Below are 23,302 nucleotides of genomic sequence, written 5' to 3'. Positions count from 1 at the left end.
CATGCAGACCCCGCTACTCGATACTGATGTCGCCGACTCAGCTCCGGTTGATCCGGTGCTCACGAGCTACGATGAACGGCATCTGGTGACGTATTTGCGGCTTCTCGATGCCGAGGCCGACGGCGCCGACTGGAAGGAGGTTGCTCGGATCATTTTGCATATCGATCCGGATTGCGAACCGTCGCGCGCTCGCAGTGCGTTTGATAGTCACTTGGCGCGAGCAAAATGTATGGCTGACCACCGTTACCGCGATTTGCTACGTGGCGGTGTGACCAAATGGCAACAATCTGTCGGTTACAACTAGCAATTGAGAATGGATTTTTCCCACTGACACGTGATCGCCTTCAGGTATCACGGAATGCACAATTAGTGACTTTCCGGGCAACCCAAGGCTTCATAGACATGCGCCGGAAAACGCCCTGCGGCAGGGTATCGGAGCAATGTCCGATTTCAACTGGCGCTTCGCCGGGCGCTTATCGGCACGCCATCAAGTCAGGGAAGGAGGTGACAGATTTCGCCGTTGGGAGCGGTCCGGCGAAGTCTCAACGATCGAAATGCTTACCCGGGACGCGCTCGAAGAGCGGGCAAGTAATTTCCGAATTCAAGGGAATGGGACGTACGCATACGACGAAGGCCGCCGGATTGACGCATGCGCGGGAGCGCGGCGAGCACTATGATTGCGTTGCGTGCAGGTCAGGCGGCCTGCTGATCGGTGGGCTCGCTGGCCTGCCGCAAAAGCTTCCATTCCCAGGGCAGCAGTTCGTGCAGACGCGAAGCGGGAAGATCGGCGATACGGGCGAGGACATCGGCGAGCCAGGCCTTGGGATCGACGTCGTTGAGGCGACAGGTCGTGATCATGGTCAGCATGATGGCGGCGCGGTCGGCGCCGCGCAGGCTGCCGGCAAAGGTCCAGTTGCGCCTGCCCAACGCGATGCCGCGCAACGCTCTTTCAGCGGCGTTATTGCTGAGGCAGATCCTGCCATCGTCGAGGAAGCGGGCGAAGTCGTCCCAGCGCCTGAGCATGTAGTTCATGGGCTTCAGGACCTCGGAGGAGCGCGATAGGGTTTCCCGCTCGCGGAGCAGCCAGACGTGCATGTCATCGAGCAGCGGCTTGCTCAGCTCCTGGCGTACGGCACGCCGCTCGTCGGCACTGCGGCCGTTGATGGCGCGCTCGATCTCGAACAGGGCGTCAAGACGCCTGACCGCCTCCAGCGCGATCGGGGAGACCGGTTTGCCTTTCTGTGGGTCCCGGGCGGTTTTCTCGATGTCGGCCAGCTCGAAGAAGCCCCGCCGCGCATGGGCCAGGCAAAATGCCGGCGTGATCGGCATCGCTTTCCTTTGTGGGTCGAACAACGGATCGAAGCCGCTATAGCAATCCGCCTGCAGGATACCGGCGAAGGCGGCCAGATGCTTCTGGGGATGTTCGCCCCGTCGGTCGCTCGAGGCGTAATAGGCCGCCGCCGGCGGCGCAGGCCCACCGTAGGGCCGGTCATCCCGTACATAGGTCCAGATTCGCCCGGTCGTGCACTTGCTCTTGGCCAGGATGCGGATGGTGGTGTCGTCGCCATGAAGGCGATCAGCCGCGAGCACATGACGCTCGATCAGCTGGAACAGCGGCATGACGGCAAGGGTTCCGTGGCCGACCTGGTCGGCCAGTGTCGATAGCGGCAAATCGATCCTCTCAGCCTTAAAGCGCACGCTCTGGCGATTGAGTGGGATATGCATGCCGAACTTGTCGAACAAGATCGTCGCCAGCAGTTGCGGACCGATGAAGCCGCGCGGCGTGGCATGGAACGGTGCCGGCGGCTGGCTGATCTTCTCGCAATCGCGGCAGGTGAACTTTTCCCGCACCGTCTCGATCAGCTTGAACCGACGCGGGATCTCCTCCAACGTCTCGGTCACATCCTCGCCCAGCTTCGCCAGGCGCGATCCGCCGCAGCATGCACAGCTCGTCGGGGCCTCGATGACGACGCGCTCGCGTTCGATGTCGTCCGGCCAGGGCTTGCGCACCGGCCGCCGACGCGTGAAGGCGCGCACGCTCTGGCTTTTCGCCGCGGCGGCCTGAGCGGCAAGCTCGTCCTCGCTCGCCGTGGTGACAAGTTCTTCGAGCTCCAATTCCAATTGCTCGATCAGCCGCGCCGTGCGCTCGGAGCGCTGCCCGTACAGTTCGCGCTTGAGCTTCTCGATCCGCAGCTCAAGATGCACGATCAGCGCCTCGTTGGCCGACAGCTCCGCCCGCGCACTGGCGGCTACCGCCTCGGCTTGCAGCCGCGCCTCACGCTCGGCCTGCAGCGCCGCCAGGGCACTCACGAGGTCCGATGGAAGGTCGTCCGGCTTCGATGTCATGAAGCCATTGAATCAGATCACGTTGCAGATTCAAACCGTAAAACGGCTATCCGACCCGCGTTGGTCGCAGCGTATCTTGAGGGTTGCGCCAATCGATTCCGGACAACAGGTAGTTCATCTGCGCCGGTGAGATCGTCACTGCTTCGCCCGCAACCGTTGGCCAGATGAACCTTCCTCTCTCGAGTCTCTTGGTAAACAGGCATGCCCCCTGGCCATCGTGCCAGATCACCTTCACAAGATCGCTTCGGCGACCGCGGAACACGAACAGATGACCGCTGAGCGGGTCCTTGCGCAGCACCTCCTGCACTTGGAGTGCCAACGACGGAAAGCCTCGGCGCATGTCCGTGTAGCCTGTCGCGAGCCACACTCGCGCGCCCGTCGGAACCGGGATCATCGGCGTACCAAAGCATCGAGAACGCGACGCAGTGCGTCTCCATCAACGTCGCCATCGACCCGGATCCGGTGCCCGCTACCAAGATCAATCTCGATGATGCCCTGGCTCTTCCGTCGACGCGCCGCCGTCGTCGTCAACGGCGCTTCGGCCACCTCCGGCGGCGGCACAGACGGCCCAATCGCGACCGGCACGAACGGCGCTCTACTCGTTTCACCGTGCTTGCAAAGCTCTTTGCGCCACCTGAACAGCTGGCTCACATGAAGGCCGGCCAGGCGGGCCACCTCGGAAACGCTGGCTCCGGGCCCGAGCGATGCTGCAACGAGCCGCTCCTTCTCATCCTGCGACCACCGGCGCCGCCGCTCGACCGATGTGATCACCTCCGCACGCGAAATCGTCATAGCGCTTCTCCTAGGATTACCCCTAGGACCTGCAGCGATCGCGTTCGTCGAACAAGGCGGCCTTTGGCGGAGGGATACAATGGGACGTCTGCTTTCGCTCATGAGCGCGTTCAACCTCGGCAACGTAAATGAAAGAGGCCGCTAACTGAGCGGCCCTTGTTGTCGTAAAGTCGCAAGCGCAGCTCGCTTGAATTCAGAGTGGCTGGCGACCGTCGCTGATGTTGCCAGCAACGACAACCCGCTAAAAAAGCTACGAAGTACCTGAAAATGGCAACCACTTACGACAGGCCGAGACGCAACTCTCTCACCGCGGCCGCGGTCCCGCTAAAGACGCCGGGATAGTCAATGTGCCCTTATCGGGGCTCTACAAGCTTTTCGGAAACCCTGGTCGATCGCAGCACGGGCGTCGGTGATGATCATCTCTTTCGCGGGTCCCAGCGGTGCTGGTGTCTGTCGCGCGCCGCCTTGGCCTCGAGCAACTCGTTTAATTTGCTACAGTACGCCTCCTGCAGCTTGGCAAGCGCGCTGCATTTACGGGCATACACTACTGCCATCTGTCGAAGCTCCGCCTCGATTTGTGAAACCTTGTCCATGAGTTGCCTATTATCATCTTTAGGTTGATGCGCTGGAATACCAACGTAATCGTCATCGACAGGTGGCGGCGCCTTATGCCGCTCGTTGCGAGCAGCATTCGAAAGCAAAGCGAGCTCCGCCACCACATATCAAGCTTTCGCGCGATGCCGCGTCATGACGCCCGCGCTTGCGGGATGATCCGCATCCTGAACTCCAGCGTCAGGTTGCAAATATTAGGGATCAGGGTCAACTATCACGCGAGCGCACGCGAAGCGCTCCTTGGCGAGGGCAAGAGCCTCAGCACCTGAAACGGCCGCAGGCATACTCATCGATGGTGCGCCTCATGCTTCGCGATATAGTCGAGAATTCGCGCCCTTGCCAAAAGAGGATCCTCATCGAGCAATGCGTGCATCGCGCCTCGAACGCATGGGAAAATCGAGCTCTCAGTATCGATCATGTGCCGAAAGCTCTGACACACACGATCGATTCTCGCGATCGAATCGCCTGCCGTGATTATTCGCTGTTCAGACACGGTGATCCTCCTTCTCGTCGTCAGTAGGTTGGGATTGGCATTCCTGCGTTCTTGGCGAGCCGAACGGGATCGTGTGAACGTTTGTTCAGCGCTCGAACATCATCGCGGCGCGCATCGACGTAACGCCGGATCCCGTTGCAATTATCGATGGGATCGCGAGATGTCTACCTTAGAAGCCGCAGATCTTCTTGAGGATTGCGCAGTGTTGCTTAATCTGGATGGCTTGCCGACGCCGACCGTTAACGCTCTTCGGCGCCGGCGATGAGCAGATGCTATGAGGCGGGACCCGTCTTCTTCGCGTTTCTGCGCATTGACGCGCTTTAGTTGGTCGGGAACAGAGTCGCTGAGCAGGTATCCATTCCGCTCTCGCTTGAAGCAGCGGACGAGCTTGATTAAGCCCGGCTGTTCTGTCTCTTGCGATGCCCGCCGAGTCTCTCGACGAAACGTCGCCATTTGTATCTACGCCCATTTAGCTTCAACTCCGTGGTTGAGGTGCAAATGCGGCCGAAGAGTGCCACGTCTAAAACATTCAGACGATGAGTTGCGTGAGGCTCGCGCGCGATTTGATCCGACGCCAAAACGCGCAATGTATGTGAGAGCCGCCGATACTGAGCGCTAGGCAAATAAAGGCGCCAGTGTCAGTGGTACAGCCGCGTCCACATGAGCTTGCAAAGTTCCCGCTCTGCTCGCGTGAAGTTGCCAACGTTGAAGTGAGTGCGCCGATACGCAGCAGCGCGTTCCGCTCGCGCCCCCATGACGCGGGGTCTCTCGCGCTTGTACATTTCGTCGCGTGCTTGGCTGAGTGCGCCGCGCACGGCATGTCGGAGTTCCCCTTTGGTTCGAGGGAATGTGGTTTCGGTGGGCCGAAAGCTAGTAAGCAGTTGCAGCGCGCGAGCCTTGATCTCCTCGAAATACGGACTAACGCGCACTTACGGTTCTCCTTCAGCGAATGATGATGCTGCATTATGTTCCTGATAGCCCGGTTAATGGCATCGATATGGCAATCAGACTCTGTGGATGAAAAGGCAGCCGCGCTGGCAGCTTGCCCAGCACGCATGCTGCGCAGCGCAGCTCAGGGTGCTCGTAGGTCACAAGCAGTTCGTTAGAGTGATTACGGGACCGATATGTCGAGTTGGCAGCCGATGGAATATCGCCAGCGGAGGCTCTAAGAAATCAACGCTGTTTCACCAGATTCCACTTCTTGATGACCGCTTCGCTCATCTGCTCAGCGTCGGCACAGGCGATTTCATCGACCTTCACCGAGATCCTCTTGCCGACTAGTGGCTTTAGCTGATTGGCTTGCGCCTCGCCAGTTGTAAGGAGGTGAAACATTACCGGTCCAGTCTCTAGCTTGCACAGCCCGTCCGGCTCAGGCAGCCGGCGCGGCGTGGAGATGATCTGGTAGGCGACCTTTTTGCCGTGCTTGGCACCGCGTATGCGCAACGCGTAGAGCTCGCCTGACAACACGTCGCCGACGTTGATCGGCACGCCCCCGTTCAGCCCCGCGTACGTAGGCTCCTCCGCGCCGGCGGCTCCAGGAAAGCTCGCCATCAGAATGAATGCAAGGGCAAAGCCCATGGCGAATCGGTCTTTCGTCATTAGTCAGTCCTCGTAGGTATGGTTAGAAAAACGTGAGTCTGCTGGATCGCTGCAACAGCGCACTTCGTTGACCCACGGACGTCGTGGTGAGCAAGTAGGAGCCGCTGATCGTGAGCGCATGCTGCCCGCCAACGGTACGGGAGGGGGCAGAGCGCTGCCACAACGCTTGATCTTTAAAGCCGGACGGGAAAATCATTGTCGGCCAAGTCCAGCCATGATTTCGGATTGGATTGCGGTTGCGGTGCACAGGGAAGCATCTAATGGCAGATTGCCAAATGCGAGTTGACAAAGAAGGTAATTGGCACCTGCCTCTTCCAGCTGATTTAGAAGAATTTGTCGCACAGAAGCTGGCGTTCCGACGACGCACAATTCGCTCTCGATTGCCGCATCGAAGCTCAGCGGCAGGTGTGGTGGTGTAGGGATGGCATTGAGCTCATAAAGGAACTTAAAGCTCTCGAGCCATCGTTCGTACGCAGATGCCGCGAGCGAATAGGCATCTGTGTCCGAACGCCCAATGACGACCATGCGAAGCAATCCAAGAAATGGCATTTGATCGTTAGCCTGACCGTTGGGCTCTCGATGAGCACGGAAGGCGTCAGTAACTTTGCGTACAGCAGAGGAGGGGCCTACGCACGCTAGATTTGCGCCATTGGCAGCGGCCCAAGCTGCGGACTCGGATCGATTGGTGGCAATCCATGTCGGCGGCCTTGGACGTTGATAAGTTCTTACCGTCAACGGAACGCTGTTTAGCTCAAAATGTTTGCCTTGATAGGATAGCGTCCCGCCTTTCATAGCACTGATGAGAATTTCGCTGGCTTCTTCATAACGGCTTGGAGCCGCGTCAGCTCTGATGCCGTAGTACCCCAATTCAAGCGGAAGAGAACCGCGTCCGATCCCCACCTCAAGCCGGCCACCGCTCAAGTGATCAAGCATACAGATCTCTTCAAACGCACGCAGCGGATGATAGAGGTTAAGCAGCATCACCAATGGCCCGATGCGAAGTTGCCGCGTGCGCTGTGCGACGCTCGACAAGAACAAATTTGGCGATGGACCTCTGCCATGCGGCGTACAGTGGTGCTCTGCCACATGATATGCAAAGAAGCCCAGTCGGTCGTACGCCTCTGCCAGGACGAGACGATCTGCGTATTGTCGGGCGATGTCGCGGCCGTCCTCGTCTAAGTGATCGAAGATGCCGAACGCTATTTTTGAAGAAGAAAAGACGTCTTTCACTGGATTGTCTCCAATTTTAGGTGTGAAGGCAGGAAGTTCGCTTGTTTTCGGCATCTGAGCGGCTCAAAGACGCCGACACCTCCTATTCTGGCCACACATTTTGCTCTCCTGTGCTTTTGTCTTCATCGCTGATCACGAGACGATTGTTCGTCCCTCTTGGACGCCTAAGCATCCGATGCCAAGGAGGATAGATCCGTTGTCACTGTTCGCGCACACTCACAGCAGATCTTCGCCATTGGCAGTAGCCGCTCTTATCTACCGCCGTGATACGTTCGCCTGGGTAACGGAGAAGCAGACTTAGCGCGGCTCACCTGGCCGATCTTCCTTGCTTTAAGCTGTCAGAAATGTCTGTGACGGCTCCCAGAAACGCATCCATTTGCGCTTTTGTCCCGATGCTCACGCGGATGCAATTTTCAAGACCGTCATCGGAAAGGAAGGCAACTAGTATTCTTTGCCTTTCCAAAGCGGCCTGCCACCATCTACCGTCGTGTCCCGCAGGCACACGCGCTAACAAGAAGTTTGCGTGGGAGGGCGTTAGAGAGAATCCAAGTTGCGACAGTGCGGTCGCAACCCGCTGTCGTTCATGCCTGATGTGCATATGGTTCTCTTCATAGACGGCGCGATGCGCAAGAATGCTGATGCCGACCGCGTGCCCAATTACATTCATGTTGAAGACGTTCTGGATGTTACGAAGCCGTCCAATAAGCTGCGGGTGGCCGAATCCGAAGCCGACTCGAACGCCAGCGGCGGCATAGCTTTTCGAAAGTGTTCTTAAGAGCAGAAGATTCGGATAATGGCTGAGGAGCCGCAGGCCATTATCAGGCGCAAAATCGACATATGCTTCGTCCAACACGACGAGGCGGTCCGATTGCGCCAGGAGGCGTTCGATATCGGCGATAGGGATGAACGTTCCTGTCGGGTTGTTCGGATTAGCCAACAGAATGAACTTGGCATCTTTTGCTGGTCCAAAGAGCAATTGCTCTATCGGCAACGACTGAGGTTCGCTACATCTGATTTCAAGCAGTTGAGCACCCTGCAACATAGCAAGTTTGCGATTGAATGAAAAACCCGGAGACAGCATTGCGACGCTGTCGCCGGGGGCAAGAAATGCTCTGTAGATGAGCCCGAGGAGCTCAGATGATCCATTGCCGGCAATCACATGATCGATGGCGACGCCGTAGGTGTTAGCCGCTGCTTCCCTCAGGCTAATGTTGTCATCTTCTGGGTACAGATACTGCCGCTCAAGCGCCGCAATTGCACTTTGCCATACGATTGTTGGCAACGGAAATGGGTTCTCATTCGTGTTTAGTTTGACGTAATTAGCGGCCGGCGCAGGCCGGCCGGACGGCAGAGCATCTAACTGTCTCGCTGCCTGCGAAAGAGAAGAGAGCACATTTTGCAATTTGGTATCGGACATAGGTTTCTCCCGTTGAACCGCCGAGCGCGCTTGCAGTTGTCAGCATGCCGGTCGGTCAGTCCCGTAGATGGCCGGAGACAGAGTTCGAGTGTTTGTGGGGACAGCGAGGACGGCCGCCACCAAAGTTTCCCTACGGGCAGCTCGGAATGCCCAATTTGTTCGAAGCTGGGATGAACCTGTCGCTCCACGCCACCCGAGAGAATAATCGTCGAGCGGATCAAGTGTCGTGCAGCAATCAGTCGCCTCGATCACGGAGTGGCATTGCTGTCATTTTTGCGTTGGCCGCAATGTCACTCTGCGTTGGTCCAGGTACCAAGTATTGGTCCTTAACGATTCGTCCTCAAATCGCACACTGGAAGTGCGGCAAAGAGCTAAACAGAGGTTACGCAGCGACATCGGCCGAGCTGTTCCACTGGGCATAAACTCATCCGCGGGTGCGTCGGCATCATTGGCTAGCTGCACGATCAGTACCGCGAGCGCGAAAAACGACGCGAGTACCGCGAGCGCGAGGACCGACCCGAGTAACACGTCATATCCGGAATTACGTTTCATCATTTCCATTACTTCGCTGAATGCCTAGGCCCGTGTGCGGTCGCAACGATGAGTTTTACTCGACGGCTTCGACAATGTTGTTATGCCACCGGTAGACGACGAAGCCGGGAGCGGCATTGTCTCCTTTGGTATTGAACCGGACCGGCCCGATTACTGTTTGGATTGGCTGCGAACGAAGCGCAGCTGCTACTTGCGGACCATCGAAGGTCCCGGCGCGCTTGACCGCGTCCGCCCACGCCTGAACGGCGGCGTAGGCGTAGAGCGTGTAGCCTCCCGCTGACATGTTGGAAGGCTTGAGCCTAGCTACGGCGTCCGCCGCTTGAGCATTCTTGGTGGGGTCGAGCATAAAGGTGAACAGTGTGCCGTTTGCTGCTTCGCCGGCGATCGCCGAAAAGTCGCTGGTCATCAACGGATCGTTCGCCATCACAGTGAGACCTGCGCCCGCTTCTGCGGCCTGACGCACAATCAAGCCGATCTCGTTGTAATAGCCGCCGATATAGGCGATCTGGATTCCGTCTCTTTTCATTCTTGAGACCAGGGCCGTGTAGTCCTTTTCACCGGCCACATAGCTTTGTCGAATGACCTTTTCGCCTGCTTCCTGAAGGCGTGACGCAACGACATCGGCAATGCCCTTGCCGGCGGTACTCTTGTCGTCAAGCACGGCAATTCGTTTGGTCGGATAATGTCGCAAGATGTACTCGGCGGCCACGAGGCCTTGTTGATCATCGCGGCCGCAGATCCGAAACACCGTCTTGAGACCACGCTCCGTTAGTTGAGGATTCGTTGAGCCAGGTGAGATCTGAATAAGGTTCGCTTCGGCGTAAACGTCGGAAGCGGGGATAGAGGAAGACGAGCAAAAGTGGCCAACGACCAACTTGGGCTGATCCATCGTCAGCCGATTGGCAACTGCGACGGCCTGCTTGGGATCGCACGCGTCATCGGCGACGCTCAATATGACCTTGATACCGGGAAGTAGGCCCGAAGCGTTTAACGCATCGATAGCCGCAGTAGCACCATCGCGCATTTGTACGCCAAGCGCAGCAGTACTTCCGGTCATCGGACCGACCACGGCGATACTGACGTCGGCAGCGGGCGCGGTCGAAGCCAAAGCACAAGAGAGGATTGCTGCACTTGCAGCTGAAGTGATTCGGGAAAGTGACACTTAGAGCTCCGGATGTTCGCTTGAGTTTGCTATCAGCCTCGCCGTTCCTGCGCATGTGAGGGTGCCGCTTGGTTATGAGATAGCGCCAGCTTTGGGTGCCTCAAGGCAGCGCATATGCCGCGGCCGGCCGACCCTCCGGTGCTGCCGTGACAGAGCGAAACAACCATTGGTTCGCCTTCGAAAGGCGCGGCGATAAGCGGAATTCCAACATGTCCGACGCGCTCCTGACGCTGCAATCGATCGAACACTGCGAACGCTTCGCATGTCCATCCCCGCCGCGGCGTCACGATGTGGAGTCTCGGGGTTCGTCGCCTGCATTCCATACTTTGTGAGGACCGGCGCCTGTGACGTCACATGCCGAACTCGGACCGAGCTCCCGTGCGTGTTCGGCAAGGGCGACGTGAATACATCCCGCCCTGATCTCTAGTTGGTCGTCCTGTTTTAGCTGCAAGTATGCCGACGGCAGCACCGCATCCAGTGCATAGACCGCCTTGACAATCCGCTCCTTGCGGAAGTGTTCGAGCCTTCTGACCGTCTCGTGGCGCGTGAGCCTAACAGCTATAGACATACGTAATCCTTAACTTAACTTTTTGAGCAGCAACCGATGAGCCAACGACATGATGTCGAGTCGAAGCCCGACTAGTCGTAACGAACGCTGCGTCAGTATCCAGTACACCCCGCGATCACCCGGACGGGAACGGCTCGCGCCGATCAAGCACTTGCAAGGCCACGATGATCATCCAGTGCGTCGAGAATGCCGGAGCTATTGCCCAGAAACTCTGAACGGACTGCAGGTCCATGCGTCCTCCCGCCTAGGCGGAGTTGTCCCTAGGTGGTATTGAGATCCTACAATTTGACGCCACGTAAGATTCAAGCCCCTTCGGGGGCTCGTCTCGATAAATTTGTCAAAGTCACGTCTCGACAAGGGAGCATCGCTGCAAAACGTAGAGAAGAGCGACAGGAGTCCTCAACCATCTGACGCAAACCACAACCGTCGCCTCCCTGGCGCTAAAAAGCTCAATTCATTCTCATAGAGGGAGAACACAGCAGGAGCGCACGCATTATGCGCGGCAGGTTCAGCGCAGTTCATCCGTTCAAGGCGGCAAGTGCGCGGTCGAGATATTGCATTAGGCAGGGATCCCAGCCAGCCATGCTGCGTGGCGCGCTCAACCGCGCAAGAACTTTCAGTATCGTTGAAACGGTCGAATCAGCTCCTGCAATTTCTGTGAGCAGCAAGCGCGCTCTAAGCGCCACAGCATTTGCCCGTTCGCTGCAGGGATGCTCGCCCCGATCCACACAATCGCGCAGCTCGTCGCGGATTTTCTGCCACCGCTCCTCTCGATCTGGGTCTATGACGCATGTGCATTGGAGCGGCTGAGGGCGTTCTTCCTCGACCCGCGACATTGCATCTAAAGTGGCAGGTAGCTCATCTACACTGACTTGCAATTCACTATCCGTCGTCATGTTGCGCAAACGATCTCGCAACAGGGTTGCACGCGCGACTTGAAGTTCAATTCTCTCCAAATGCTTGCGCAATAGGTCAGTAAGTGACGTTCTACCCTCAATCGCTCTACGGATCTCGTAAAGCGAGAAGCCAAGCTCACGTAGCGCTCGGATTTGATGTACCCGTTTGAGGCCTTCGCGGTCGTACATGCGGTGACCGCCGTCGGTGCGTTCCGACGCACTTAGTAAACCCGTGTGCTCATAGTGATGCAGCGTGCGTACCGTTACTCCGGTAGCCTCTGCAAGCTCGCCAATGCGCCATCGACGCCTTCGTGGTGTAGCTTTTGTCATGGTTCTCTAATTTCAAGCCTACAACCTGACGTCGCGTGAGATTCAAGCTATTTCAATGGTCTACCTGAAACCTGCTTCGTGTCAGGCGCAAGCGAAGCGGCTCTTCTGTCGCCAGCAACGTTGCTGCGGTCAGAGAGTCGCCTGATCAAGCAGCAGCAGTAATGGCGCCCATCAAGTTCATCAGGGATGCTAAGTTGGCCTCACCGGCTGCTGCACGTTGTAGAACAAGCGTGGCGATTGCCGTTCGATTTTCAGGTGTTCGCATAGAGGCCGGTAAAGCCGCGACTGCTTCATCAAAAATCCTTCCCAAGACCGAGAGGTCTTCCGGATCGTAGACACCACTGTATTGCTGCAACATTCGGCTCCGTGGTTAACGCTAAGGCGGCCGCACGTGGCTAAGACGTTTGGCCAAAAAAAGACAGACCCCGGTCGTGCAGCGACGAAGATGCGGTATACGTTGAAGTGATGCTGTCGCGCAACATAGGTCGTGCAGGCGATATTCACTAACTTTTCTCGGAACAATTGGCGAGCACCGCAGCTATCTGCAGCCGGATTGGGGGGACGAAGAAAAGGAATCGCGCATCATGCGCCGCTATTCTGACTCATGGCTGCAAGATTGCGCAGGCGCAATACCGAGCATTTGGTCGGCAGCTAGTGCTGATCCAACAACAATAATCCCGGAGTTTTCTGCTGCCTCAATATCTACCGCAAGGTAGGTGGCCGCTGTTTGATCCCCGTCGCAACGGATCCGGCCACCGTAAATGAGACTTGGAGCAAAGCGGTAAGTCATGACGTGCTCGTTCGGCTTCGCTGGAATACCAAATGACCAGTGCGCTGAGCGCATTAGATACAAGACACGTAGCACGCTTTGCGAAACCGCGCTTACGATGGATGGGAATCGGTTCGCATTAGGGATCCAAGGGTAAGCGTATTACGAGGAAGAGGAGGCGCGTTAGGTGAATTTATGGGCATCTGGATCCTTCGTGATGTCCGGCAAAGGACTCATCCGGGACGCCTCTTCCAACAGTATCTCTCGCAACCAGATGCTTGCCGGATCACTATTATGAAAAGTGGGCCATTGGACAGCCTCGGTAAATGCGGGAAGTGATCGCGAAAGTTCGATGGTCTGCAGGGGCATCGTGTTTTCGAAGTGCTTAACCAGCCTTGAGGGCATCATACCTATGCGGCCAGTGTCCAATAGTACAGGTGGGATCATGCCAAAGCTCTGCACGACGACCTCGATGCGTCTATTGAGACCGTGCTCGAGTAAAAACCATTCCTCGATGGAGGGCTTCCGCGTAAGCCCGAACTTAACCGCCACGTGTCCCATGGACATGTATCCCTCGAATGTAAGCTGCGGTGGTAGCTGCTTGTTCGTGCGGCATCCGACGCATACGAGTCTGTCCTTGAACAATGTCGCTTTAGGGTGAGCGTTCGACATGAACAATTCCGGCAAGATAAGAAAATCGACTTCACCGCGCCGGAGAAGCTCGTCGGTCGCATCGGCGAGTGGCAGCAATTCGAAACTGACGGCGGGAGCTTCCCGTGCGACACGGTCCACGACCTTTCGAAAAAATACGATTGTCATGAAGTCAGACAGGAGGATCCGGAAGCGGCGATCCGATTTGGAAGGGTTGAACACATCCTGGGAAATGATGGAGAGCTGGATGTGCAGCAGAGCCTCGCGAATAGGGGCGGCGAGCCCTTCGGCGCGCGCTGTTGGAACAAGTTCCCGGCCTCTCATCGTAAATAGGTCATCGCGGAAATAGGCGCGTAGTCGGGCGACGGCGGCGCTCATGGCCGGCTGGCTCAGCTTGATGCCGCGTGCCGCCGCGGTGAGGTTACGCTCGGTCATCAGAGCATCGAGCGCAACAAGAAGATTTAGATCAAGGCCCTTAAAACGCATACCGTCTCCCGTTGAAAGCCTTTGCGTTGTAAACATTGAGCAACAATGGTTCCTTCGATGAAGGTCCCAGTCGCCCCCGAGCTAGGCTCTTTCCGGGTCACCGCGCCGATCGCACAGAAGGCTCTCGTACTCGACGCAAGCATGTTGGTTGCGCAACGGAGAATCGAGCGGGCGAGGAAGTCACCCGCGGCTTGAAGTAGGGCCTTTGGTGCGCTCAGAAATCGCTCCCAGCGCTACATCGATCACTATGAACCGCTGAGAGTAGGGCGCTTTGCCCACCATTACGCCAATAGTGCCGCAGATGCGCTATCGACGCTCGCGTGGCATAGCTTTGCTCGTCGTTTGTGAGCCTACAACCTGACGCAGTGTGCGACTCAAGCAATTTCAGTGATGTAGCTGAACATCATTTCATTCGACAAAATGCGTCTGGCGCAATATCTGAACTACGTCGCGAGCACAGGTGCCAAATGCAGCCCGCAACAATCGCGTAAAATCCCTCCGCTGCACTCCTTTCCTACTTCCAAGAACATCTTGCGGGGGGGGGGCTGGCAGGTGGCGGGCGCAAAAAACAAGATTAAAGCGCTACTTGATCAAGCGGCAACTCAAGCGCGCCAATTCGGGCGCGCGCTGCGGCTGTCAGCGAATTGCAGGGGTTCTTCTGCATGCAGAAGTGGCGTACGTACCTCTTGCAGTGCGGGCTTCCGAGACATTGCAGCATAATGAGAGCGGCCCGAGCGAGCAGGTGATCTTGAAGCATCTGGATGGCCGAGACCAGGTGTTAAGAGACCTCGAGCAAAACCTAGCAGCGCCTGCGATTTCGGGGGGGCTCACGCGGAGAAGCCATGCGGGCCGCCTCCTGCAACATTATCCGCCGCATCCAAATGCTTGCCGGATCAGTATTGTGGAGAGCGGGCCACTGGATAGCCTCGGTGAATGCGGGAAGTGGGAGAGGAGTTTCGACGATCCGCAGGGGCATCGTCTTCGCGAAATGCTGGGCCAACCTTGAGGGCATCGTCGCTATACGCTCAGTCCCCGATAGCATGGGAGGGATCATCGTAAAGCCCTGCACAGCGACCTCGATACGTCTCTTAAGACCGTGCTCAAGCAAAAACCATTCCTCAATATTGGGCCTAAGCGTCTGTCCGAACTTCGCTGCAACGTGTCCCATTGATATGTATTTGTCGAATGTAAGCTGCCGTGACAGCTGCTTGTTAGTGCGGCAGCCTACGCACACGAGTGTCTCCTCGAACAGTGTGGCTTTAGGATGCGCGCTCGACATGAACAATTCCGGTAAGACAAGAAAGTCGACCTCGCCGCGGCGCAGAAGCTCATCGGGCTCATCGATAAAGGGCAGAAATTCGAACCGGACGGCGGGAGCTTCCTGCGCGACACGGTCCAGTATTCTTCGAAAAAAAACAACTGTCATGAAATCGGAAAGCAGGATCCTGAAGCGGCGGTCCGATTTGGCTGGGTTGAACGTGTCGCGGGAAATAATGGAGAGCTGAATGTGGACCAGAGCCTCGCGAATCGGTGCTGCGAGCCGTTCGGCTCGTGGTGTTGGGACAAGCTCCCGGCCCCTCATCGTAAATAGTTCATCGCGGAAATAGTCGCGTAGCCGGGCTACGGCCGCACTCATGGCCGGCTGGCTCAGATTGATGCTGCGTGCCGCCGCGGTGAGGTTGCGCTCGGTCATCAGAGCATCGAGCGCGACGAGAAGATTTAGATCAAGTCCTTTGAAGCGCATAGCGTGGAGTTATCCATCCTTTGGATGAGTTCAATAAAAACAATCGATTTTACCAATGTTGCCGAATGGCGGATAGCAAAGCCGTCGGTCGGGACAAACAAAAATTTCAGGCATATCAGGAATGCTTATCAGTCGTTGCCCTGGCTCCGCGAAAAAGTCTCGGCTGCACCCCGAGTGTCGATCGAAGCGCAGGTCCATTGGAGGCAGAGTTTTCAATGGGTTGTGCAAACTGCGTCGCAGCGGCTCGACGCGACAGATGTGCCGCAGGTCTCCTCACCGCTCACTACCGGTAAACGTTCGTATAGCTTCTCTAGTCGTTCCTATATTGGCCGTTTACCTCCGTAGAATTGATGCGGCCCGCAATTGCGCTCTAACGTGGCGATCAGTCAGGAGCTGCCGATTGCAGGCGCCAAATGCCTTTGCGACCCGGCCAAATGTATCGCGTGTCGAAAGCAGTCAAATCGTGCGCAAAATGCAGGAGAAGTCCCCAGTGGATCTGGTGCGAATGGCACATGCGCTCGATGTAATCTCCGTCGTGGATAGCGATGCATCGGTCCGTAAAGCGCTGACAGGCGCACTCTGTTTGACCGGCGAAAAGTGCGAATCTGTCCAGCGCGCAGATGAGCTATTGCAATCTAGCCGTCCTCTCAGCCCGTCCTCCTTGATAGCGAATGTTCAGTGGACCGGAGTGGCCGGGCCCCTGCTATGCCAGCATCTGGCCGCAGCTAGCGTTTCCCAGTCCCCGGTGAAGCCATTCATCGAAAGCGAACGACTCGCGTTCATCAAGTCCATCGTCAAACGCCAGACAGTGAATGCGAGGCAACTATGAATATTGCCGTGTCCAGCTCTACGGCAGGTGTGTCCATGCGTTCGCCGGTGCGGTGGAAGGTGGTCTGGGAAAATGAACTGCGCCTCGCCGACCATATCGAACTCTCCGACTTCTTCCGAAAGACCTATGGTCCCACCGGCGAGTTCAATGCCAAACCATTCGGAGATTATCGAAGTTGGGCCGGCGCGAGACCTGAGCTCCGTGCAATCGGCTACGACGCACGCGGCGTAGCGGCTCATATCGGCGCGCTACGCCGCTTCATCAAGATCGGAGACGTCGATCTACTAGTGGCCGAGCTAGGATTGTACGGGGTACGTCCGGATCTTGAGGGACTCGGAATCACGCACTCAATGCGCGTGATGTATCCAGTACTGCAGAAGCTCGGCGTTCCGTTCGGTTTCGGCACGGTTCGGCATGCGCTGAAGGAACATCTTACAAGGTTGCTGGCCCGCCGCGGTCTGGCAACCATTATCTCCGGGGTTCGCGTGCGGTCCACCCTTTCGGATGTGTATCTGAACTTGTCGCCCACGCGCGTGGAGGACGTGCTCGTCCTGGTTCTGCCGATTGGACGGCCGATCAGCGAGTGGCCGACTGGTACGATAATTGATCGGAACGGGCCTGAGCTGTGACATACCTCGAACGCTTATGCGAAGTGCGCAGCGAATACGCTGACCGCACTGAAGATCGCGGCGTCTATCTGACGTTTGACGACGGTCCGCATCCACTGTGCACTCCGGATGTCCTGGATGTGCTCGCGGAACACCGAGTGCCCGCAACGTTCTTCGTCATCGGCGCGTACGCGGCGGACCAGCCGAAACTAATCCGACGAATGATCGCAGAAGGGCACGAGGTCGCAAACCACACGATGACGCATCCGGACCTGTCCAGATGCGAACTCACGGAAGTGCAGTATGAAATACGAGCGGCGAGCAGGGTCATCAAAATGGCGTGCCCCCAGGCCCAGCTGCGGCACATGCGTGCGCCTTATGGGATGTGGAGCGAAGAGGTGCTCACCACGTCGGCGAGGACTGGACTGGCCGCCCTGCACTGGTCGGTAGATCCGCGAGACTGGTCTCGTCCCGGCGTTAACGCGATTGTCGACGCTGTGCTGGCCTCTGTCCGGGCGGGTGCAATCGTGCTCTTGCACGATGGATGTCCTCCCGAGGAGTTAGGACGGGCTACTCATGCTCGTGTTCGCGACCAGACCGTCTTGGCGCTTTCCCACCTGATTCCAGCATTGCATGGCCGCGGATTCTCAATTCGCTCGCTTCCTCAACCTCACTAAACAATCGACACACTCATGAATCTTCTTGCTACGACCAGCACTGTCGCTATTTCATTGTATGCGCTGCTCTCGACTTTCTATAAAAGCGCTCAGGTGCTTTATGCTCTGCCGACAAACGTTTCGTCGGCTTCGGATGACGTGGTCGTCTCCGACGCTTTGCCGAGCGTGGATGTCATCGTCCCCTGCTTCAACGAGGACCCGCGCACGCTATCGGCGTGTCTGATATCCATTGCAGGCCAAGATTACGGCGGGAAACTGCAAGTCTATGTGGTTGATGACGGTTCCGGAAATCTCGAAGCTGTAGCACCCGTTCACCACGCCTACGCCGACGACCCGAGGTTTAGCTTTATTCTTCTGCGAAAGAATGTCGGAAAGCGGAAGGCGCAGATCGCTGCGATACGCAGGTCGTCTGGAGATTTGGTGCTCAACGTCGATTCGGACACGATACTCGCCGCCGATGTAGTCACGAAACTTGTACGAAAGATGCAGGATCCGGCGATCGGGGCGGCCATGGGTCAGTTGACGGCGAGTAACCGAAACGACACCTGGTTAACCCGGTTGATCGACATGGAGTACTGGTTGGCTTGCAACGAAGAGCGCGCGGCACAGGCTCGCTTCGGCGCCGTTATGTGCTGTTGCGGCCCATGTGCCATGTACCGCCGTTCCGCGCTCCTTTTGCTGCTAGATCAGTACGAGACGCAGTTTTTTCGCGGAAAGCCAAGCGACTTCGGTGAGGATCGCCACCTCACGATCCTCATGTTGAAAGCAGGATTTCGAACGGAGTACGTTCCCGACGCCGTCGCGGCAACAGTGGTTCCGGATAGGCTAAGGCCGTATCTGCGTCAACAACTCCGTTGGGCACGCAGCACTTTCCGTGACACCTTCCTTGCGCTGCGCCTGTTACCCGAACTGGATCGCTATCTAACGCTAGATGTAGTCGGACAGAATCTCGGCCCGCTACTTCTCGCCGTTTCAGCGCTAGCGGCGCTCGCGCAGCTCGCAATCACAGCCACAGTACCGTGGTGGACAGGACTGATTATCGCATCAATGACCGTAGTTCGCTGCAGCGTCGCAGCCTTTCGTGCTCGCGAACTGCGCTTTCTCGGCTTTTCTCTGCACACACTCATCAACATCTTTCTGTTACTCCCCGTGAAAGCCTATGCACTGTGCACATTGAGCAATAGCGATTGGCTGTCGCGCAAGTCTTCAAACTTATCAAACGAGGGTGAAACACAGGTCGTCATCCCAAACCCGATGGCTGGACCAAACGCTAATGGAGGTTCGGTCATTGCTGGGTCAGTTCGCAAGGATCTTTCGCGCCGGTCTTCGAGTTTCGTGGCGTCGAACAGTATTTGCAGCGGCAAGTGAGTTGAACGCTATTTAGGTGCACAAGTCGTGAGCCGGAACAAGAAATATCAATCGTTAGATCTCGAATTGGCGAGCGACGATCCGTGGCGACTCGACGGTAATCCGTTCGAGCGGGAGCGTCACACACAAATGCTCCGGCTGTCGCTTGCCCAAGGGGTTATTACACATGGTCTGGAAGTCGGGTGCGCAGCCGGCGCATTCACAGAAAAACTGGCACCCCACTGTCAACGGCTCACGGTGGTTGATGTTATGCCGCGAGCGATCGGTCGAGCGTGCCAACGGACGAAGAGGTGGTCGCACATCAAGTGGATAGCTTCCGATATCCAAGAGTTCTCGACCCCAGAGCTGTTCGATCTGATCGTCGTGGCGGAAGTTCTCTACTACCTCGACGACTTAACTGAGATACGCGCGGCCATCCGCAATCTGGTGCAGATGCTTGCGCCAGGTGGGCGTCTGCTCTTTGGATCGGCGCGTGATGCCGCGTGCAGGCGTTGGGGGCACGCTGCTGGTGCCGAGGCGGTCATCACCATGCTCAATGAAACGTTGATCGAGGTCGAGCGCGTACACTGCCAGGGCGAATCGACTAACGAAGACTGCTTGCTCGTCTACTTTCGGAATCCAGTTCGAGTGTCCATTAAATCCAATTGCTGAGGAGACACTATGCGCATCTGCGGCATCAAGCTGACGCATGACGGGGCGATTGCTCTGGTTGAGGACGGACGGCTGGTCTTTTGCATCGAGCAGGAGAAACGGAGCAACAATCCGCGGTATCAAACCATCGACAATCTTGACGCAGTTGTTGTCGCTTTAGCGGAGCATGGTCTGGATCCGCGGGATGTTGATCAGTTCGTCATCGACGGCTGGGACGGGCAGGTCGAGTCGCAATTCCAAGTCCTCAGCGGGGTCGCGCCTATCACTCTCAAAGGGGCGCCGTATGTTGAACGGAATGCCAATGGCCTTCTCACGTCGCGCGACGGCTTTAACCTGATGCTCGACGGCCGGGTCTTTCCTTATAAAAGCTATCCGCACGTCACAGGCCATGTTGCCTCCGCATACTGCACGAGTCCTTTTGCCAAAGCCGGACAACCCGCCTTCTGCCTGGTATGGGACGGCTGCATCTTTCCACGTCTCTACTACGTAGAACCCCGCGGCGTGCGGTTCATCGAATGCCTGTTTCCGATCATAGGCCATGCTTATGCTGTCGCGGGCCATCACTTCGGACCTTATAGGCAGGCGAGCCGTACTAGCTGGGACCTAGGTGTTGCGGGCAAGCTGATGGCCTATATCGCGCTCGGGTCAGTTGATGAAGGCATTGTGGCGATGTTTCAGGAGCTCTACGAGGAGCGCTTTGCGGGCGACACGGAGCATGCTCGTCGTCATCGTGCGAAGGTCAATAGCGAGGAGGCCTCACTGGAGGCTATGCACGACTTCTTCGACGCGAGCGAGCTCCGATTGAAAGATAAGCTACCCGAAGATGTACTTGCATCGTTTCATTGTTTCCTCGAGCGTCTCCTTATCCGCCAAATGGCCAGTGCTTTGGAGCGGCATTCGTGTTTTCCGGGGCCGCGCAATTTGTGCATAGCCGGTGGCTGCGGTCTCAATATCAAATGGAACAGTGCATTACGTGCGGCTGACCTGTTCGATGATGTCTGGGTGCCGCCTTTTCCGAATGACAGCGGCTCGGCAATCGGTGCCGCTTGCTCCGCAATGGCAGCGGCCAAGGGCTTCGTGCCGCTGCAATGGTCGGTCTACAGTGGACCGGCACTAATACCCAGCGATGTGTCGTCCGAATGGAAGGCTGCGCCATGCAGTATGCGTGAACTTGCGACCATCCTCGCGAGCAACAAGCCCGTGGTTTTTCTCGCCGGTCGCGCGGAGCTTGGACCGCGAGCATTGGGTGGCAGAAGCATTCTGGCAGCCGCGACTTCGCCGGCAATGAAGGATCATCTCAACGACATCAAGCTCCGCGAACTCTTTCGGCCAGTCGCGCCGATATGCCTGGAGGATCGTGCGCCGGAAATTTTCAGTCCCGGAACGCCGGATCCTTACATGCTTTTCGATCACCAGACACGGGCAGAATGGTGGAACAAAGTCCCCGCTATTATACACCTGGACGGATCTGCGCGTTTGCAGACCGTTCCCAGAACCTCTCCGCACAAAATCGCGGAGCTCCTCATCGAATATGAAGAACTCACGGGCATTCCGCTGCTGTGCAATACGAGTGCCAACCACCATGGACGTGGGTTTTTTCCGGATGCCGCAGCAGCATGCCAGTGGGGACGCGTTGAACACATATGGTGCGACGGCCTGCTATGGACCAAAACGGCCGTAAGTGAACGATCGCCGGCCGAACGCCTTGTTTCGGTCTAAGATGAACATATGTCCACCGTAGCAATCGACCTTAGCTGCGTAAGGAAGTCGTATGGCGACAAAATCGTCGTCAATGGGCTGTCCCTTGCTGTCGCGTCGGGAGAGTGCTTTGGCCTCCTCGGACCAAACGGGGCGGGCAAAAGCACGATTGCACGTATGGTTCTCGGCATGGTAGCGCCGGACGCCGGCAAGATGACCGTACTCGGCGAGCCCGTACCGGCGCGTGCTCGCCTGGCACGTGCGCGCATCGGCGTGGTGCCGCAGTTCGATAACCTCGAACTGGAATTCACCGTCCGCGAGAACCTGCTGGTATTTGGCCGCTACTTCAACATGAGCGCACGCGAGGTCGAGGCAGTTGTGCCAGCGCTGCTCGAGTTCGCTCGCCTGGAGAGCAAGGCGGATGCTCGCGTCGCCGAACTATCCGGCGGCATGAAGCGGCGGCTGACGCTGGCGCGTGCGCTGATCAACGACCCACATCTGCTAGTGATGGACGAGCCGACCACCGGTCTAGATCCGCACGCGCGCCACCTAATTTGGGAACGCCTGCGATTGCTGCTGGCACGAGGCAAGACGATTCTTTTGACCACCCACTTCATGGAAGAGGCCGAGCGGTTGTGCGATCGGCTGTGCGTGCTTGAAGCAGGACGCAAGATCGCAGAAGGCGAGCCTCGCGCATTGATCGATGAGCAGATCGGCTGCCAAGTGATCGAGATCTATGGCGGCGATCCGCACGAGCTATCTTCTCTGATCAGGCCCTATGCCCGGCATGTCGAAGTGAGCGGCGAAACGCTTTTTTGCTATGCGCCAGATCCGGAGCAGGTGCTCGTGCATCTGCGCGGGCGCGCAGGTCTACGCCTTTTGCAGCGTCCTGCGAATCTCGAGGATGTCTTTTTGCGGCTGACCGGGCGGGAAATGGAGAGTTGAACGATGCGCGAAGGTTACGCTGCCGTCATGCCCGCCAACGCGTACAACTGGGTCGCTGTATGGCGTCGCAACTTTCTGGCGTGGAGGAAAGTCGCGCTTGCATCGGTTCTCGGCAATCTCGCCGATCCCATGACTAATCTGTTTGGCCTCGGCTTTGGCCTTGGAGTAATTGTGGGGCTCATCGACGGCACTTCATACATCGCGTTTCTGGCTGGTGGGATGGTCGCGACTAGCGCTATGACCGCAGCCACCTTCGAAACGATGTATGCGGCGTTCGCCCGCATGCGTGCTCAGCGCACTTGGGAAGCAATCCTGTGCACACAGCTCACGCTCGGCGACATCGTTCTCGGTGAATTGGCGTGGGCAGCTACTAAATCCGTTCTGGCCGGAACAGCAATTGCACTTGTTGCCGCGACCATGGGTTATGCAGCTTGGACATCCATCCTCTATTCGATACCAGCAATCGCAATCACTGGCTTCGTCTTCGCGAGCCTAGCGATGATCGTCGTATCGCTTGCGCCAAGCTACGATTACTTCGTGTTTTACCAGACTCTCGTCGTCACACCCATGGTGTTCCTGTGTGGCGCAGTCTTTCCGGTGAGCCAGATGCCCAGCGCATTTCAGCGCGTGGCGAGCTTATTGCCGCTGGCACATTCGGTCGACCTCATCCGCCCAGTGATGCTTGGGGTCCCGGCAGGCGGCATAGGCCTTCATATCGGTGCACTGTGCATTTACGCGGTGCTGGCGTTCTTTCTCTCGATCGCGCTGTTTCGCCGGCGCCTGATGCGCTAGCCCAATATTCCACAAACGCAATGGTGAGACACGATGCAGTACCGCGAATTCGGCAGGCCAATTGGGCCTCGTGTCACGATAAATGGA

Annotated in this window: 21 protein-coding genes; 9 read left to right on the top strand and 12 right to left on the bottom strand. The window is 57.3% G+C overall.

The features are described from left to right. Position 1: 1 nt before the first annotated feature. A complete protein-coding gene (locus LMTR21_RS24770) occupies positions 2–304 on the top strand; it encodes a DNA -binding domain-containing protein (RefSeq protein ID WP_065754879.1) in 303 nt (100 codons plus the stop codon). A gap of 389 nt (positions 305–693) precedes the next feature. Here the strand turns inward: LMTR21_RS24770 and tnpC are convergent, their stop codons facing one another. From tnpC to nodD1, 12 genes are all read right to left on the bottom strand, one after another. Further along, positions 694–2,346, bottom strand: coding sequence for an IS66 family transposase (gene tnpC / locus LMTR21_RS24765; protein ID WP_065756977.1), 1,653 nt, complete (start codon positions 2,344–2,346; stop codon positions 694–696). 46 nt (positions 2,347–2,392) lie between these two features. Beyond that, a complete protein-coding gene (gene tnpB, locus LMTR21_RS24760; protein WP_065756978.1) occupies positions 2,393–2,740 on the bottom strand; it encodes an IS66 family insertion sequence element accessory protein TnpB in 348 nt (115 codons plus the stop codon). Continuing rightward, positions 2,737–3,138, bottom strand: a complete 402-nt coding sequence (gene tnpA, locus LMTR21_RS24755) for an IS66-like element accessory protein TnpA (RefSeq protein ID WP_148636019.1) — start codon at positions 3,136–3,138, stop codon at positions 2,737–2,739. The genes tnpB and tnpA overlap by 4 nt, the downstream gene beginning before the upstream one ends. A gap of 2,278 nt (positions 3,139–5,416) precedes the next feature. After that, positions 5,417–5,842 carry a hypothetical protein gene (locus LMTR21_RS24740; protein ID WP_065756050.1) on the bottom strand — a complete coding sequence of 142 codons (426 nt, stop codon included), beginning with the start codon at positions 5,840–5,842 and terminating at the stop codon, positions 5,417–5,419. A 192-nt stretch (positions 5,843–6,034) separates the two neighbouring features. Next, entirely contained in the window at positions 6,035–7,126 is a 1,092-nt protein-coding gene (locus LMTR21_RS24735) for an LLM class flavin-dependent oxidoreductase (RefSeq protein ID WP_084030957.1), read from the bottom strand. 253 nt (positions 7,127–7,379) lie between these two features. After that, a complete protein-coding gene (hisC, locus tag LMTR21_RS24730) occupies positions 7,380–8,489 on the bottom strand; it encodes a histidinol-phosphate transaminase (RefSeq protein ID WP_065756048.1) in 1,110 nt (369 codons plus the stop codon). A 607-nt stretch (positions 8,490–9,096) separates the two neighbouring features. Continuing rightward, positions 9,097–10,203, bottom strand: coding sequence for a branched-chain amino acid ABC transporter substrate-binding protein (locus LMTR21_RS24725; RefSeq protein ID WP_065756046.1), 1,107 nt, complete (start codon positions 10,201–10,203; stop codon positions 9,097–9,099). Positions 10,204–11,289: 1,086 nt separating this feature from the next. Beyond that, complete coding sequence (locus LMTR21_RS24720; RefSeq protein ID WP_084030956.1) at positions 11,290–11,997, bottom strand: MerR family transcriptional regulator; 708 nt, start codon at positions 11,995–11,997, stop codon at positions 11,290–11,292. 145 nt (positions 11,998–12,142) lie between these two features. Beyond that, the gene (locus LMTR21_RS24715) at positions 12,143–12,355 is read right to left on the bottom strand and encodes a hypothetical protein (protein ID WP_246174170.1); all 213 of its coding nucleotides are present in this window, start codon (positions 12,353–12,355) and stop codon (positions 12,143–12,145) included. 234 nt (positions 12,356–12,589) lie between these two features. Further along, positions 12,590–12,787, bottom strand: coding sequence for a hypothetical protein (locus LMTR21_RS24710; RefSeq protein ID WP_141688615.1), 198 nt, complete (start codon positions 12,785–12,787; stop codon positions 12,590–12,592). Between the two features lie 162 nt (positions 12,788–12,949). Beyond that, positions 12,950–13,903 carry a LysR family transcriptional regulator gene (locus LMTR21_RS24705; protein ID WP_065756044.1) on the bottom strand — a complete coding sequence of 318 codons (954 nt, stop codon included), beginning with the start codon at positions 13,901–13,903 and terminating at the stop codon, positions 12,950–12,952. A gap of 799 nt (positions 13,904–14,702) precedes the next feature. After that, positions 14,703–15,647, bottom strand: coding sequence for a transcriptional regulator NodD1 (nodD1, locus tag LMTR21_RS24700; protein WP_065756042.1), 945 nt, complete (start codon positions 15,645–15,647; stop codon positions 14,703–14,705). A 400-nt stretch (positions 15,648–16,047) separates the two neighbouring features. Between nodD1 and LMTR21_RS24695 the strand changes: the two genes are divergently transcribed. From LMTR21_RS24695 to LMTR21_RS24660, 8 genes are read left to right on the top strand one after another with little or no spacing between them, the layout of a single operon-like run. Then, a complete protein-coding gene (locus LMTR21_RS24695) occupies positions 16,048–16,476 on the top strand; it encodes a hypothetical protein (protein WP_141688614.1) in 429 nt (142 codons plus the stop codon). Further along, positions 16,473–17,105: a NodA family N-acyltransferase gene (locus LMTR21_RS24690; RefSeq protein ID WP_065756040.1), complete on the top strand. Its 633-nt coding sequence runs from the start codon at positions 16,473–16,475 to the stop codon at positions 17,103–17,105. The genes LMTR21_RS24695 and LMTR21_RS24690 overlap by 4 nt, the downstream gene beginning before the upstream one ends. Further along, positions 17,102–17,761, top strand: a complete 660-nt coding sequence (gene nodB, locus LMTR21_RS24685) for a chitooligosaccharide deacetylase NodB (protein WP_065756039.1) — start codon at positions 17,102–17,104, stop codon at positions 17,759–17,761. Before LMTR21_RS24690 ends, nodB begins: the two co-directional genes overlap by 4 nt. 15 nt (positions 17,762–17,776) lie before the next feature. Beyond that, on the top strand, positions 17,777–19,129 hold the full coding sequence (nodC, locus tag LMTR21_RS24680; protein WP_065756038.1) for a chitooligosaccharide synthase NodC: 1,353 nt from the start codon (positions 17,777–17,779) through the stop codon (positions 19,127–19,129). Between the two features lie 27 nt (positions 19,130–19,156). Continuing rightward, positions 19,157–19,780, top strand: a complete 624-nt coding sequence (nodS, locus tag LMTR21_RS24675; protein ID WP_065756037.1) for a nodulation methyltransferase NodS — start codon at positions 19,157–19,159, stop codon at positions 19,778–19,780. 9 nt (positions 19,781–19,789) lie between these two features. Then, a complete protein-coding gene (gene nodU, locus LMTR21_RS24670) occupies positions 19,790–21,499 on the top strand; it encodes a nodulation protein NodU (RefSeq protein WP_148636008.1) in 1,710 nt (569 codons plus the stop codon). Positions 21,500–21,508: 9 nt separating this feature from the next. After that, positions 21,509–22,423: a nodulation factor ABC transporter ATP-binding protein NodI gene (gene nodI, locus LMTR21_RS24665; protein ID WP_065756035.1), complete on the top strand. Its 915-nt coding sequence runs from the start codon at positions 21,509–21,511 to the stop codon at positions 22,421–22,423. 3 nt (positions 22,424–22,426) lie between these two features. Further along, positions 22,427–23,215 carry an ABC transporter permease gene (locus tag LMTR21_RS24660; protein WP_065756034.1) on the top strand — a complete coding sequence of 263 codons (789 nt, stop codon included), beginning with the start codon at positions 22,427–22,429 and terminating at the stop codon, positions 23,213–23,215. The last annotated feature ends 87 nt before the right edge of the window (positions 23,216–23,302 follow it).

This window comes from Bradyrhizobium paxllaeri (genome assembly GCF_001693515.2).
GTDB lineage: Bacteria > Pseudomonadota > Alphaproteobacteria > Rhizobiales > Xanthobacteraceae > Bradyrhizobium > Bradyrhizobium paxllaeri.
The sequence above is the reverse complement of the archived record's forward strand: the minus strand, read 5'-3'. Positions and strand labels throughout refer to the sequence as shown.

What these genes read in the sequence shown, in the direction of transcription:
- LMTR21_RS24770 (WP_065754879.1), top strand. Translation starts at nt 2, where the DNA reads ATGCAGACCCCGCTACTCGATACTGATGTCGCCGACTCAGCTCCGGTT.
- tnpC (WP_065756977.1), bottom strand. Translation starts at nt 2,346, where the DNA reads ATGACATCGAAGCCGGACGACCTTCCATCGGACCTCGTGAGTGCCCTG.
- tnpB (WP_065756978.1), bottom strand. Translation starts at nt 2,740, where the DNA reads ATGATCCCGGTTCCGACGGGCGCGCGAGTGTGGCTCGCGACAGGCTAC.
- tnpA (WP_148636019.1), bottom strand. Translation starts at nt 3,138, where the DNA reads ATGACGATTTCGCGTGCGGAGGTGATCACATCGGTCGAGCGGCGGCGC.
- LMTR21_RS24740 (WP_065756050.1), bottom strand. Translation starts at nt 5,842, where the DNA reads ATGACGAAAGACCGATTCGCCATGGGCTTTGCCCTTGCATTCATTCTG.
- LMTR21_RS24735 (WP_084030957.1), bottom strand. Translation starts at nt 7,126, where the DNA reads ATGCCGAAAACAAGCGAACTTCCTGCCTTCACACCTAAAATTGGAGAC.
- hisC (WP_065756048.1), bottom strand. Translation starts at nt 8,489, where the DNA reads ATGTCCGATACCAAATTGCAAAATGTGCTCTCTTCTCTTTCGCAGGCA.
- LMTR21_RS24720 (WP_084030956.1), bottom strand. Translation starts at nt 11,997, where the DNA reads ATGACAAAAGCTACACCACGAAGGCGTCGATGGCGCATTGGCGAGCTT.
- LMTR21_RS24715 (WP_246174170.1), bottom strand. Translation starts at nt 12,355, where the DNA reads ATGTTGCAGCAATACAGTGGTGTCTACGATCCGGAAGACCTCTCGGTC.
- LMTR21_RS24710 (WP_141688615.1), bottom strand. Translation starts at nt 12,787, where the DNA reads ATGACTTACCGCTTTGCTCCAAGTCTCATTTACGGTGGCCGGATCCGT.
- LMTR21_RS24705 (WP_065756044.1), bottom strand. Translation starts at nt 13,903, where the DNA reads ATGCGTTTTAAGGGCCTTGATCTAAATCTTCTTGTTGCGCTCGATGCT.
- nodD1 (WP_065756042.1), bottom strand. Translation starts at nt 15,647, where the DNA reads ATGCGCTTCAAAGGACTTGATCTAAATCTTCTCGTCGCGCTCGATGCT.
- LMTR21_RS24690 (WP_065756040.1), top strand. Translation starts at nt 16,473, where the DNA reads ATGAATATTGCCGTGTCCAGCTCTACGGCAGGTGTGTCCATGCGTTCG.
- nodC (WP_065756038.1), top strand. Translation starts at nt 17,777, where the DNA reads ATGAATCTTCTTGCTACGACCAGCACTGTCGCTATTTCATTGTATGCG.
- nodU (WP_148636008.1), top strand. Translation starts at nt 19,790, where the DNA reads ATGCGCATCTGCGGCATCAAGCTGACGCATGACGGGGCGATTGCTCTG.
- nodI (WP_065756035.1), top strand. Translation starts at nt 21,509, where the DNA reads ATGTCCACCGTAGCAATCGACCTTAGCTGCGTAAGGAAGTCGTATGGC.
- LMTR21_RS24660 (WP_065756034.1), top strand. Translation starts at nt 22,427, where the DNA reads ATGCGCGAAGGTTACGCTGCCGTCATGCCCGCCAACGCGTACAACTGG.